This window comes from Paenarthrobacter sp. NCHU4564, assembly GCF_052156435.1.
GTDB lineage: Bacteria > Actinomycetota > Actinomycetes > Actinomycetales > Micrococcaceae > Arthrobacter.
This window is the reverse complement of sequence record NZ_JBQLIS010000010.1, coordinates 1-12,748: the sequence shown is the minus strand read 5'-3', so window position 1 is coordinate 12,748 and position 12,748 is coordinate 1. Positions and strand designations below refer to the sequence as shown.

At 64.3% G+C, this 12,748-nt stretch carries 12 protein-coding genes; 6 read left to right on the top strand and 6 right to left on the bottom strand.

The genetic code is table 11. The features are described from left to right. Window position 1: 1 nt before the first annotated feature. Genes ACSVIE_RS11805 through ACSVIE_RS11795 form a run of 3 tightly spaced genes read left to right on the top strand, consistent with a single transcriptional unit; the run spans window position 2 to window position 1,868 of the window. Window positions 2–679 (top strand): 2'-5' RNA ligase family protein, encoded by a 678-nt coding sequence (locus tag ACSVIE_RS11805; protein ID WP_442423937.1) that lies wholly within the window; start codon window positions 2–4, stop codon window positions 677–679. Beyond that, a complete protein-coding gene (locus ACSVIE_RS11800) occupies window positions 606–1,691 on the top strand; it encodes a YihY/virulence factor BrkB family protein (protein ID WP_426006437.1) in 1,086 nt (361 codons plus the stop codon). Before ACSVIE_RS11805 ends, ACSVIE_RS11800 begins: the two co-directional genes overlap by 74 nt. Window positions 1,692–1,715: 24 nt before the next feature. Further along, a complete protein-coding gene (locus tag ACSVIE_RS11795) occupies window positions 1,716–1,868 on the top strand; it encodes a hypothetical protein (RefSeq protein WP_426006438.1) in 153 nt (50 codons plus the stop codon). 13 nt (window positions 1,869–1,881) lie between these two features. On the opposite strand, the gene ACSVIE_RS11790 is transcribed toward ACSVIE_RS11795, so the two are convergent. Further along, entirely contained in the window at window positions 1,882–4,092 is a 2,211-nt protein-coding gene (locus tag ACSVIE_RS11790; RefSeq protein ID WP_442423936.1) for a hypothetical protein, read from the bottom strand. Between the two features lie 117 nt (window positions 4,093–4,209). Here ACSVIE_RS11790 and ACSVIE_RS11785 point away from each other — a divergent pair, with 117 nt between their 5' ends. After that, window positions 4,210–5,511 carry an ABC transporter substrate-binding protein gene (locus tag ACSVIE_RS11785; RefSeq protein ID WP_442423935.1) on the top strand — a complete coding sequence of 434 codons (1,302 nt, stop codon included), beginning with the start codon at window positions 4,210–4,212 and terminating at the stop codon, window positions 5,509–5,511. 11 nt (window positions 5,512–5,522) lie between these two features. On the opposite strand, the gene ACSVIE_RS11780 is transcribed toward ACSVIE_RS11785, so the two are convergent. The 5 genes from ACSVIE_RS11780 to sdhC form a co-directional block, all read right to left on the bottom strand. Next, complete coding sequence (locus tag ACSVIE_RS11780; protein ID WP_442423934.1) at window positions 5,523–6,302, bottom strand: alpha/beta hydrolase; 780 nt, start codon at window positions 6,300–6,302, stop codon at window positions 5,523–5,525. 115 nt (window positions 6,303–6,417) lie between these two features. After that, the gene (locus ACSVIE_RS11775; protein ID WP_347110268.1) at window positions 6,418–7,200 is read right to left on the bottom strand and encodes a succinate dehydrogenase iron-sulfur subunit; all 783 of its coding nucleotides are present in this window, start codon (window positions 7,198–7,200) and stop codon (window positions 6,418–6,420) included. Continuing rightward, complete coding sequence (gene sdhA, locus ACSVIE_RS11770; RefSeq protein ID WP_426006443.1) at window positions 7,200–8,999, bottom strand: succinate dehydrogenase flavoprotein subunit; 1,800 nt, start codon at window positions 8,997–8,999, stop codon at window positions 7,200–7,202. The genes ACSVIE_RS11775 and sdhA overlap by 1 nt, the downstream gene beginning before the upstream one ends. 103 nt (window positions 9,000–9,102) lie before the next feature. Continuing rightward, window positions 9,103–9,564 (bottom strand): succinate dehydrogenase hydrophobic membrane anchor subunit, encoded by a 462-nt coding sequence (locus ACSVIE_RS11765; protein ID WP_426006444.1) that lies wholly within the window; start codon window positions 9,562–9,564, stop codon window positions 9,103–9,105. Between the two features lie 3 nt (window positions 9,565–9,567). Next, entirely contained in the window at window positions 9,568–9,948 is a 381-nt protein-coding gene (gene sdhC / locus ACSVIE_RS11760; protein WP_011773978.1) for a succinate dehydrogenase, cytochrome b556 subunit, read from the bottom strand. Window positions 9,949–10,201: 253 nt separating this feature from the next. Between sdhC and ACSVIE_RS11755 the strand changes: the two genes are divergently transcribed. Both ACSVIE_RS11755 and ACSVIE_RS11750 read left to right on the top strand, forming a co-directional pair. Continuing rightward, entirely contained in the window at window positions 10,202–11,335 is a 1,134-nt protein-coding gene (locus ACSVIE_RS11755) for a mannose-1-phosphate guanylyltransferase (protein ID WP_442423933.1), read from the top strand. Window positions 11,336–11,445: 110 nt separating this feature from the next. After that, a complete protein-coding gene (locus tag ACSVIE_RS11750) occupies window positions 11,446–12,651 on the top strand; it encodes an amidohydrolase (RefSeq protein ID WP_426006446.1) in 1,206 nt (401 codons plus the stop codon). Window positions 12,652–12,748: the final 97 nt, after the last annotated feature.

The following is a 12,748-nucleotide window of genomic DNA, read 5'->3' as shown; positions in this document are numbered from 1 at the left end:
CATGTGCGCCGCTGGCCAGATCAACGTCAAGACCGGAACCCTGCCAGGTTCCGGTCCGGACGAATCGCGCCGGCCTGCTGTCACCGGCACCGACTGTGGCGCCGGTGACACCCTGTGCGTTGGAGTGATTCTGGGCTTCCCGCCGGAGATCGCCAAGGAGCTCCAGGAATGGCGCGCTTCCTTTGGTGATCCCATGGCCGAGGTCATTCCGGCGCACATCACCCTGATCACCACCACCCCCACCCAGGACTGGGCCGCTACCCGGGACCACGTCAGGGCCGTCGCCCGTGCACAGAAGCCCTTCACCATCACCATCTCCGGCACCGGGTCCTTCCGGCCTGTGTCACCAGTGGTGTTCGTCAACGTGGAGGAGGGCTTTGAAGAGTGCGTGCAGTTGCACGAAAAACTTCAGACCGGCCCCTTGGAGCGGTTACTTCCTTTCCCGTACCACCCGCATGTGACCGTGGCGCACGACGTCGCCCAGGAAAACCTTGACGAGGCCGAAACGGTCCTAAGAGATTACCGGGCCACCTTTCCTGTGGTTAGCATGGGACTCTACGAGCACGACACCAATGGAATTTGGCAGCTACGGGAAGAGCTCGACTTTGGCGGGAACACTGACGAAACGAAGCAGGCGGAACCAACGTCCTCAAGCGGACAGTCCTCCGCTGCCCATTGAGCTGGCAAAGCTCAAACTCCAGCTGCTCCACAAACGCCAGGAATGGGGCCAGGCCAAAAGAGCCGGTGCAGGCTTGCCACAAAAGGCCGGCGCGTTCTTTGCCCTGTTCATGGCCAGGCTCAATACCAACCGGGCCATGCGTTCCTTCCAGCACTACAGCAGGCAACACGGTCCGCTGCTGAGCGCCGGTATCGGCTTCAACATGTTTTTCTCCGTCACTGGTCTCCTCACCACAGGGTTTGCGGTGGCGGGCATTGTGTTGGGTGGCAATCCGGTCCTGACCGACGCTGTGATCCGGAGCGTCGCCTCGGCAGCCCCTGGGTTGCTGCAGGTGGATGGCCGGGATGGCCTGGTGGATCCGCAGACGCTTTTGAACCCGTCGGGACTTGGCTGGACGGCGGTCATCGCAGCGGTGGTCACCATCTACACCTCCCTGGGGTGGATAGCGAGCGTGCGCGAGGGGGTCCGCGGCGTCATGGACGCCGACCCCCTGCAGCGCAGCCCCATTCTGCAGAAGCTGGTCGACGCCGGCACGCTGTTGCTCCTGGGCGTCATCCTCGTCGTCAGCGCCGGAGCCTCCCTGGTGTTCGGCACTGCTGCGGACGTGCTGTTTGATTTCCTTCGGCTCGATGAGGCCGTGGCGGCCCCGGTGGCGGCCGTGGTCAAGATCGTCGTCCCCCTCCTGCTCAACTGCGCGACGGCGGCAGTCCTGTTCCGCATCGCCGGTGGCCTTAAGCTGGGGCGACAACCCTTCCTGGAGGGTGTGGTGCTTGCCGGCGTGGGCACCACGGTCCTGCAGATCTTCAGCACGGAATTGTTGGCCCGGGCAGGCAACAACCCGGTCCTGGCATCGTTCGCGATCATCATCGGGCTGCTGATCTGGTTCAACCTGGTGAGCCAGGTTTACCTGGTATCGGCTTCCTGGGCCGCCATCCGGGAAGCTGACCTGAAGGCCGGGGAGAGTCCGCGGAAGAAGTTCCTCGGCTCACGCCGTGCCACGCCCCAAACCTGACTGATCCCCTCGCGTGGAGGCGCCATGAACAACCAACTGTGGATCGCCTGTCTCCTGGGGGCAGCGGCCGGGTTGATCGTGGGCCAGCTGATCTTCGAGTCACCCTTCGCGGGGATTCTGGTGGGGCTCGGGCTCGGGGCGCTGGTGGGCGCGGCAACTGGACCCCGGCGTGAATGACCTCGCAGCCGAATCAGGGGGCGGACACCAGCCCTTCCCACGCCACGGTCCAGTCAGCAGGAAATCCGGGAGCATGGCGCGAGGGTCCGTTGTCCCAGCCGGCTGCCATGAGGGCCACGGCGGCCAGCAGTCCGCCATTGCCCGGAAGGTACAGGGGCAGCGAATCCGTCTGCCGGTTGTGCCCGTTCGGCAGGACGGTGTTCTTTCCAGCGTCGAGCAGGAGCGCATTGACCGCGGCCTGGGGATCTTCCAGGCGTGCGGCTGTCATGGCCATGACAGGGTAGTCCCAGCCCCAGGTGCTGTCCCAGTCCCAATCCGCCAGCACTCCTGACAGTGTTGCCCGCATGATGTCCGGATCAATCACGTCCGTCCGCGGCAGCAGGCCCAGCGCGCACAGCATGGATGGATGGTCGGTGCGGATGGTGAAGGGCTCGACGTCAATGGCGGCATAGACTCCGTCCATCACCCGGGGTTCCACCATTCCGGCGGCCACGTCCTGCCAGGCGGCCACAGGCTCCAGGCCCAGCCTCTTCCGCCATTCCGACGCGATGGTCAGGGCCCACTGCCAGTAGGCCAGTTCGAAGGTCGGGTTGCTGACCCGGCTACGGATGGAGCCGTAGCTCTCCTGCGCCGGAACCAGCGGGGGGCCGAGCTCAAAACCGCGCTGCGTTGGGTGGGCAAAGCCGGCCATGAACGCCGCAGACTCGAAGACGATCTCGGCGAACTCTTCCAGGACCTCACGCCCGGGGTTGGCCCGGTACAGCAGTTCAGCGAGGTAGATCGGGTGCGGCTGCTGCCAGATGAGGAACGTCCCGATCGTGCTGGGGCTTTCCCTCCCGTCGGGTCCCACCTGCTTGGGCCAGCGCACTCCATCGAAGCCCTGCGCCTTGGCGGTTTGGCGGGACGTTTTCAGGACTGTTGAGTACCACCTGAGCGAGGGCAACAGAAGCTCCGGCCTGTTCCACTGGGCGAAGTGCGCGGCATGCCACCAGTGCATCTCCAGGTGGAACCGGCCGCGCCAGGAGTTGCACACCAACCCCGTTTCCTGGGGCGGTAACGAGCCCGAGCAGTTGATGGCGGTCAGGTACTGCGACAGGACAATCCGCCGCTCCAGTTCCTTGGCGCGCGGATCATTGGTGGCATCAAGCTCGATCGCTCCACCCGAGCGCCAGAACCCTGGCCAGTAGGCTGCCGACGCTGCCGCGACACTGCTTCCGGCGCCCTGTTCCGTTGAAGGCACGACGCCGGAATCCGGTTCCGTTCCCAGGCTCACCAGGGACGCGGCCCGTCCAGGTCTGTTGTTGCCCCGCGGAATGCAGTCACCGTCTCCGGAGGACAGGAAGGCGAAGGAGAGGTCGAGGGTGCCGGATGGCTGTCCCGGTCCGATCCGGAGTGAATGCCGGGCTGTCTGCTCCACGTCCAGGCCCCGGCCCGTGACGATCACGGCATAGCGGGAGTCATCCAGTTCCCGGTCCACAACCCAGCTCGGGGTGTCCTGCAGTCCGGCGTCGGCCGGCAGATTGAGCCGGGTGCTGTGCGCCTCCGGCTTGGTCCAGTCGGCGGCGTCATGCCACGCTTCCGAGCCGTACGGGAAGTCGATGCCGATCACCAGGCCCTTGCCGAGCGCCGGTGACTCGACGCGGAGGCCGAGCTCATCGCGGTCGGGGTGGCACGCCGTCGTGACTTTCACGGGGTGACCGGCCACTGCGAAGCTGCTGGTCACCACGCCGGACCAGAGGTCCAGGATCTGTTCCGCCCCGCTGATCTCCGAGGGTGTGAGGGCATGATCCTGACCGTCCTCCACCCAACGGAATCCGATCCGCGCCAGGTCCAGGCGGTGCGGGTTTGCCCGCAACCAGGTTTCGGCGTCGGACGTGTCGGTCTCACGGTCGTTGACGATCTCGCCCACCATGTCCACGTAGGGTACGGGTCCGCGGGGCGAGTCGTACATGACGGTGGAGCCTGCGAGCCCGTAGGGGGTTCCCGCCGGAACGGAGTGCCAGCCCCACTGCGCTTGCGTGCCAAGGAGCGTTCCGGGGGCCCGGTCATCACGTGCTCCCACGGGGTAGGAAGCGGGGAACGTCTGGAGGCCGGTGAGATCCATGGTGAAGGCAAATTCGCCGTTGCCCACCGATACAGGACTGCGCGGATCCAGCTTGTGTTGCCGTACGTTGTGTCGCCTGGCCAGTGCCTCGCGATCAATCGGTAGCCGGGAGTGGTTCATGTCATCCTTCGCTGGGGGCCGCACCGGGTAATAGTTCACATTCAGAACTATTGACGGATACTACAGCACTTGATACGTTTCAGGAACCGTTTTCTGAGCCTGAAAGAAGCTTACCCAATGACGCGTAAATCTCTCCGTACCTTCCGCAGATCACTGGCCCTCGTGGCCGTTGCAGGGATGCTTGGCATGGCCACAGCCTGTGGCGGCAGCGACGCAGGCCAGTCCCAGGACGGCCCCGTCGAAATCCGCTTCAGCTGGTGGGGCAACGCCGGCCGGGCCGAACTGACTACCAAGGCAATCCAGGAATTCGAGGCAGCCAACCCTGACATCAAGGTCAAACCCGAATACGGCGACATCAGCGGCTATTTCGACAAGTTGGCCACCCAGGTAGCCGCCAACGACGCTCCAGACGTCATCACCATGGGCGGCGCCTACCCGGCTGAGTACGCCAACCGCGGCGCTTTGTTGGACTTGTCCAAGGCCGGCAGCGCACTTGACCTGTCCAAGCTGGACCAGGGTGCGTTGGAAAACGGCCAGGTCAAGGGCACCCAGTACGGCGTCTCCACCGGGGCCAACGCACTGGCGATCGTCGTGAACCCCGCAGTTTTCCAGGCTGCCGGCGTCTCGCTTCCGGATGACAGCACGTGGACCTGGGACGACTTCGCCCGCATTGCCGGCGACATCACGTCCAAGAGCCCCAAGGGGACCTATGGAACGGCTACTGTACTGACCCACGATTCCCTGGACGCTTTCGCCCGCCAGCGGGGGGAGTCGCTGTACACCCAGGACGGTGAACTGGGACTGGGAAAGGACACGGTCAAGGAGTACTTCGACTTCTCCGTCAAGCTGAGTGAATCAGGCGCAGCCCCCAGTGCCTCGGAGACAGTGGAGAAGCTCAACGTCAGCACTGAGCAGACACTCATGGGCATGGGCCAGGCGGGCATGATGCTCACTTGGAGCAACTCCCTCTCCGCCCTCAGCAAGGCCTCCGGCGCCGAACTCAAGCTCCTGAAGCTCCCGGGCGAGAAGCCGACGCCCGGTATCTGGCTGCAGTCGTCCCAGTTCTACACGATTTCCGCGCGGAGCAAGCACACCGAGGCAGCTGCCAAACTGGTCAATTTCCTGGTGAACAACGAGTCCGCGGCCAAGATCATCCAGAGCGACCGCGGCGTCCCGAGCAACGCCGGCATGCGGACGGCCATCCAGGACCTGCTGACCCCCACAGGCAAGGTTGAAGCCGAATACATTGACCAGATTGGCAAGATGGACTTCGCGCCGACCTACATCGGACCCACGGGCTCAACGGCCGTCTCGGAAATCACGGCGCGCATCAACACCGAGGTCCTCTTCAAGCGACTCACGCCGGAGAAAGCGGCCGAGCAGTGGCTCAGCGAAAGCAAGGCCGCCATCGGCAAGTAGCCCACTCCACCTCACCCAACTGGGTCGCTGGTCGCCAAGTACGGATCCGCCCACGCGCCGATGATGCGTGCCACGCGCGCCGCCTGGCCCTTCCCTGTGAGCAGATGTTCGCTGCCCTCCAGCGAAATGAAGCTGCGGGGATGCCGGGCGGTGCGGAAGATCTCACTGGCGTTGTCGATGCCCACGGTGTTGTCGGTAGGGGAGTGCATCACCATCAGGGGGCGGTGGAGGGTCCGGATGCAGTCCCGAAGATCCGCGCGTTCCACGTCCTCCACAAAATGCCGGCGGATCTCCATGGGCCGCCCGCCCAGGTCCACCACCGCACTGCCATCACGCAGGATCGAATCGATCTCGGCGTCGAACATGTGTTCCACATGCTTGGGTTCGTAGGGTGCGCCCACTGTCACCACGGCCTTCACCTCGGGAAGGTCGCGGGCCGCGGCCAGCACGGCCGCGCCGCCGAACGAATGTCCCACGATCAGGGAAACCGCCCGGCCCTGCTCCTGCATGAAGCCCGCCGCCCGGATGGTGTCGGCCACCTTCACGCTGAAGGAACCTGCCGACCACTCGCCCTCCGAGCCGCCCAGGCCCAGGTTGTCGAACCGCAGCATGCCCACGCCCTGGTCGGCGAGCCCCTTGCAGATCCGCGACGCGGCAGGGCTGTCCTTGCCCAGCGTCAGTCCGTGGGAGTACAGGCCCCAGCCCCGGATGTCTCCTTCGGGCACATCCACAATGCCGGCCAGGACATCGCCCGTGCTTCCTGTGAAGGTAATCTTTTCGGATCGTGACACGCTGCTGGTCTCCTTGGGGATGGCGGTGGTTGCGGCAGTGGATTAACGACGACGGCGCCGGTCACCAGCAGTGGTGAGCGGCGCCGTCGTCGTGCTGTTCCTCAGGGAACGGCGACTAGATCTTGCGGGACAGGATGGCCTGCTTGACCTCGGCGATGGCCTTGGTCACCTGGATGCCACGCGGGCAAGCCTCGGAGCAGTTGAAGGTGGTGCGGCAGCGCCACACGCCTTCTTTGTCGTTGAGGATTTCAAGGCGCATGTCGCCGGCATCATCACGGGAGTCGAAGATGAAACGGTGTGCGTTGACGATCGCTGCCGGGCCGAAGTACTGGCCATCGGTCCAGAAGACCGGGCAGGACGAGGTGCAGGCAGCGCAGAGGATGCACTTGGTGGTGTCGTCAAAGCGCTCACGGTCCTCAACGGACTGCAGGCGTTCCTTGGTGGGCTCGTGGCCCTTGTTGATCAGGAACGGCATGACTTCACGGAAGGACTGGAAGAACGGCTCCATGTCCACAATCAAGTCCTTCTCCACCGGAAGGCCCTTGATGGGCTCAACGGTGATGGGCTTGGTGGTGTCGAGGTCCTTCAGCAGGGTCTTGCACGCAAGGCGGTTGCGGCCGTTGATGCGCATGGCATCCGAACCACATACACCGTGGGCGCAGGAGCGGCGGAACGAAACCGTGCCGTCGATTTCCCACTTGACCTTGTGCAAGGCGTCCAGCACGCGGTCCGTGCCGTACATGGTCAGCTTGTAGTCGTCCCAGCGGGCTTCGTCGGAGATCTCGGGATCATACCGGCGGACACGCAGCGTGATGTGGAACGTGGGGATCTCACCGTCGCCGGCAACGCTGGCGGGCAGCTCGATCTTGGAAGCGGGCTCTGCCATTTCGGTGGTCATTAGTACTTACGCTCCATCGGCTCGTAACGGGTGAAGACAACGGGCTTTGTCTCGAGACGGATGCCCGCAACGGACTCGGCAGACGAGTCGGCGGTGACGGTGTTGTCCAGGTAAGCCATGGAGTGCTTCATGAACTTCTCGTCGTCGCGGTCCGGGAAGTCTTCGCGGTAGTGGCCACCACGGGACTCTTCACGGTGGAGTGCACCAACGGTCATGACCTTTGCCATGTCGAGCAGGAAGCCAAGTTCCACGGCTTCCAGGAGGTCCAGGTTGAAGCGCTTGCCCTTGTCCTGGACGGTGACGTTCTTGTAGCGCTCTTCGAAGGAAGCGATGTCGCTCAGGACCTGCTGCAGCGACTCCTTGGTGCGGAACACCTGCATGTTGGCGTCCATGGTGTCCTGCAGTTCCTTGCGGATCTGGGCTACGCGCTCGGTGCCCGTGCCGTTGAGCAGGCTGTCCAGGATGCCGCGGGTCATGCCCTCAGGGTTCTCCGGGAGCTCAACGTAGCCGGCAGTCTTGGCGTATTCGGCCGCAGCGATGCCTGCGCGCTTGCCGAACACGTTGATGTCCAGCAGCGAGTTGGTGCCAAGTCGGTTCGATCCATGCACGGAAACACAGGCAACCTCGCCGGCAGCGAAGAGTCCGGGGACAACGGTGTCGTTGTCCTGGAGGACCTCGGTGGCGATGTTGGTGGGGATGCCGCCCATGGCGTAGTGGGCCGTGGGGAACACCGGCACGGGGTCGGTGAAGGGCTCTACGCCGAGGTACGTACGGGCAAACTCGGTGATGTCCGGGAGCTTGGCTTCGATGTGCTCCGGCTCCAGGTGCGTGAGGTCCAGGAGGACGTAGTCCTTGTTCGGACCGCACCCGCGGCCTTCGCGGACCTCGTTGGCCATGGCGCGGGCCACGATGTCACGGGGTGCGAGGTCCTTGATGGTGGGGGCGTAACGCTCCATGAAGCGTTCGCCGTCGGAGTTACGGAGGATGGCGCCTTCACCGCGTGCACCCTCGGTGAGGAGGATGCCCAGGCCGGCCAGGCCGGTCGGGTGGAACTGGAAGAACTCCATGTCCTCCAGCGGGATACCGCGGCGGAAAGCGATGCCCATGCCGTCACCGGTAAGGGTGTGGGCGTTGGAGGTGGTCTTGAAGACCTTGCCCGCACCGCCGGAGGCGAAGACCACGGACTTGGCCTGGAACACGTGGAGTTCGCCGGAAGCGAGGTCGTAGGAGACCACGCCGGCAACACGCTTCTGCTTGTACGTGGTTCCGTCTTCGCGGACGGCGTCCTCTTCAACCAGCAGGAGGTCAAGGACGTAGTACTCGTTGTAGAACTCGACGTTGTGCTTGACGCAGTTTTGGTACAGCGTCTGCAGGATCATGTGGCCGGTACGGTCGGCGGCGTAGCAGGCACGGCGAACCGGAGCCTTGCCGTGGTCACGGGTGTGGCCACCGAAACGGCGCTGGTCGATGCGGCCTTCGGGCGTGCGGTTGAAGGGCAAACCCATCTTTTCCAGGTCCAGCACGGCGTCGATGGCTTCCTTGGCCATGACTTCGGCTGCGTCCTGGTCAACCAGGTAGTCGCCACCCTTGATGGTGTCGAACGTGTGCCATTCCCAGTTGTCTTCCTCGACATTGGCAAGCGCTGCACACATGCCGCCCTGGGCTGCACCGGTGTGGGAACGGGTGGGGTAGAGCTTGGTCAGTACCGCGGTGCGTGCGCGCTGACCGGACTCGATCGCGGCGCGCATGCCGGCGCCACCGGCACCGACAATGACGACGTCGTACTTATGGACCTGCATACTGGATGCTCTCTCTTTCAGAAATTCAGATGGTCGGCGGAGCCTGCTCCGCAAAGGAAGGCGCGGCCGGTCCCGGGCGGGGTCGGCCACGCCGTGGAAGCGGCTAAGGCGCCGGGCAGAAACCGCCGGGAAGCTGGACGCCGTCGACGACCGGGCACGGATCGAAGGTGAAGATCACCAGGGTGCCGAGGATGATGATCACCACGGTTGCGGCGTAGAGGACCGTCTTCAGCCAGAAGCGGGTGGAGTCTTTCTCTGCGTAGTCGTTGATGATGGTCCGGACTCCGTTGGTGCCGTGGAGCATGGCCAGCCACAGCATGGCCAGGTCCCAGAACTGCCAGAACGGATCGGCCCATTTGCCGGCAACAAAGCCGAAGTCGATGGCGTGGATGCCTTCGCCCACCAGCAGGTTCACAAACAGGTGGCCGAAAATGAGGATGACCAGAACGACGCCGGAAAGACGCATGAACAGCCATGCGAGCATTTCGAAGTTGCCGCGGCTGCTGCCGGTGCGGTTGTACTTCGGGGCGATCTTGCCGCTGCGGGGGGACTGGATAGTGGTCATGGCTTAGTGGCCTCCCAGCGCGAGGGAAAGGTGGCGGATGGCGAACCCTGCGAACGTGACCAGCCACAGCGCAAGCACGACCCAGAGCAGCTGGCGCTGGTACTTGGCGCCCTTCTTCCAGAAGTCGATGGCGATCACGCGCAGGCCGTTGAAGGCGTGGAAGATGATCGCAGCGACCAGGCCCGTTTCGCCCAGGGCCATGAGGGGGTTCTTGTAGGCGCCGATAACGGCGGTGTAGGCCTCAGGGGACACGCGCACCAGTGAGGTGTCCAGCACATGGACCAACAAGAAGAAAAAGATCACTACACCGGTGATACGGTGTCCAACCCAGGACCACATGCCTTCACGGCCGCGGTACAAGGTGCCAGCTGGTTTTGTCGGCACTGAATAAACCTTCCTGCAACACAGCGGCGCTGGCATGGGATCCACGCGGGGGGAACGCCTGCTGCGAGAGCACTCGTAGCTCACGCCTAAATCTAGGCTTCGCTTACAGCTTATTCAATTTAGGACGGGCTTCTTTGCTTGTAAATTCCATGTGTCCTGCCCGTATTCCGGCGATTTATCCCTCCGTTTGAGACGAAAGCCACATGTGTGGCGAACTGCCGGTCCCGGGTGCTGCGTCCGATAAAGTGTTGCAGTGAGTACAGAAGACGTGACAATTCCGGAATCGCCGTTGAACCGCTTCCATGCGGTTATTCCGGCGGGTGGTGTGGGGACGCGGCTATGGCCACTCTCGCGTGCCGCTGCGCCCAAGTTCCTCCACGACCTGACGGGCTCCGGCAGCACGTTGTTGAGGTCCACCTACGACCGCCTCGAGCCGCTGGCCGGGGAGCGGGTGCTCGTGGTCACCGGCGAGGCCCACCGCGCCGCCGTGTGCCGGCAGTTGCCCGAAGTCGGCGACGACGAACTCGTCCTTGAAAGCGAACCCAAGGACTCAGGTGCCGCCATCGGCCTGGCTGCCGCCATCCTGCACCGCCGCGACCCGGAAACGATCATGGGCTCATTCGCCGCGGACCAGGTCATCAGTCCCGACGACCTGTTCCAGGACACCGTCCGGGAGGCCATCTTTACTGCCGCTGCGGGGAAGATCGTCACCATCGGCATCAAGCCAACGCACCCTTCCACGGGATTCGGTTACATCCGTTCCGGCCAGGCACTGAAGGTGGACGGTGCCCCGAACGCCCTGACTGTCGCTGAGTTCGTCGAGAAGCCCAGCCAGGAGGTGGCCCGGAAGTACGTCGAGGCCGGAGACTACGTGTGGAACGCCGGGATGTTCGTCGCGCCCGTGTCGCTCATGCTCAAGCACCTTGAGGCGAACCAGCCTGAGCTGTTTGCCGGGCTCCAGGAAATCGCCGAAGCCTGGGACACTCCCCGGCGTGCCGAAGTGACTGCCCGGGTGTGGCCAACCCTGCCCAAGATCGCCATCGACTACGCCGTGGCCGAGCCCGCAGCGGCAGCCGGCGATGTCGCCGTCGTGCCTGGCTCCTTCCGTTGGGACGACGTTGGTGACTTTGCCGCGATCGGCCGCCTGAACAGCGCCGGCGACGTCGACGAAGTGACCGTCCTGGGTGAGGGAGCACGCGTTTTCGCTGAGAACGCCAGCGGCGTGGTGGTCTCCGATACCAAGCGGGTCATTGCGCTGATCGGCATCAAGGACGTGGTCATCGTGGACACACCGGACGCCCTCCTGGTCACCACCAAGGAACATGCCCAGCTGGTCAAGGGCACCGTTGACGCGTTGAAGGCCAGCGGCGATACCGACGTCCTGTAAAGCGGAAACCTACACCGGAAGCCACCTCTTTTGTTGTCCTGCGCCTGAACGCGGCGTAACCAAGAGGTGGCTTTCGTTCGTCGTCCGCCGCGCTTGGCTAGAGTTGTGACGTGCGCAATTACACCACCGAGACCGAGCCGCCTCCCGTTGTCAGTCCCTGGGTCGATGAACTGCTTCCCGGGCTCATCGAGTTCAGGCGCGACCTCCATGCGCATCCGGAGCTGTCCTTTAAGGAGTTCCGCACCACGGACAAACTCGTGGAGAGGCTCGAAGCGGCCGGCTTGAAGCCGCGGCGGCTCGAGGGCACAGGGCTGACGGTGGATGTCGGGGAGGGGCCCATTGCCACTGCCTTGCGCGGTGACATCGACGCCCTGCCCATCATCGAAGAGACGGGCCTGCCGTTCGCATCCAAGAACCATGGCGTGACCCATGCCTGCGGCCATGACGTCCACACCACCACCATGCTGGGCATCGCCCTGGTGCTGCAGCGGATGCACAAGAACACTCCGCTCGGCGGAACCGTCCGCATCATCTTCCAGCCTGCGGAGGAGACCATGCCCGGTGGCGCGCTGTCCTGCATTGAGCAGGGTGTGCTGGAGGGTGTTCCCCGCATTCTTGCGCTGCACTGTGACCCGCGCATCAACGCCGGGCAGATCGGTACGCGCATCGGTGCCATCACGTCGGCCTCGGACACCATCAAGATCGAGTTGACGGGCCGGGGCGGGCACACGTCGCGTCCCCACTTGACCGAAGACCTGGTCTTCGCCCTGGCGCAGATTGCCGTCAACGTTCCGGCTGTCCTGTCGCGTCGCGTCGACGTGCGCAGTGGCGTGTCTGTGGTGTGGGGACAGATTTCCGCCGGTGCAGCTCCCAATGCCATCCCCGCGTCGGGCTACATGGCGGGCACCATGCGGTGCCTGGACCGCGATGCCTGGCACAGTGCCGGCGAATTGCTGGACGAGGTCGTCAAGCAGGTGGCTGCGCCTTACGGCGTCGATGTGCACCTTGAGCACACGCGCGGCGTCCCGCCCGTGGTCAACTCGGAACACGAAACGGCGTTGATTGAGGCTGCCGCCCGCGCCGAGTTGGGGGAGAACGCGGTGGTTCTGACTCCGCAGTCCATGGGTGGCGAGGATTTTGCCTGGTTCCTCGCGGACCTTCCCGGTGCGATGATGCGCCTGGGTACCCACACTCCCGGTGGCGAGGAGTATGACCTCCACCGCGGCGACTTCATCGTCGACGAGCGCGCCCTTGGCTACGCCGTCCGGGTCCTCACCGCAGCCGCCCTGCGAACCATCCGCGACCTCAACCAATAACCCAAGTGGGTCGCGGTTGTGGGCCGGGGGGCGGCGACAAAACCCCCCACAAGCGCCCCCCGTGGGGGCGGGGGGGGGGGCGTAATGTGGGCCCCAT

Coding starts and splice junctions, on each gene's coding strand:
- ACSVIE_RS11790 (WP_442423936.1), bottom strand. CDS start 4,092: ATGAACCACTCCCGGCTACCGATTGATCGCGAGGCACTGGCCAGGCGA.
- sdhA (WP_426006443.1), bottom strand. CDS start 8,999: ATGCAGGTCCATAAGTACGACGTCGTCATTGTCGGTGCCGGTGGCGCC.
- ACSVIE_RS11795 (WP_426006438.1), top strand. CDS start 1,716: ATGAACAACCAACTGTGGATCGCCTGTCTCCTGGGGGCAGCGGCCGGG.
- ACSVIE_RS11805 (WP_442423937.1), top strand. CDS start 2: ATGTGCGCCGCTGGCCAGATCAACGTCAAGACCGGAACCCTGCCAGGT.
- ACSVIE_RS11765 (WP_426006444.1), bottom strand. CDS start 9,564: ATGACCACTATCCAGTCCCCCCGCAGCGGCAAGATCGCCCCGAAGTAC.
- ACSVIE_RS11785 (WP_442423935.1), top strand. CDS start 4,210: ATGACGCGTAAATCTCTCCGTACCTTCCGCAGATCACTGGCCCTCGTG.
- ACSVIE_RS11775 (WP_347110268.1), bottom strand. CDS start 7,200: ATGACCACCGAAATGGCAGAGCCCGCTTCCAAGATCGAGCTGCCCGCC.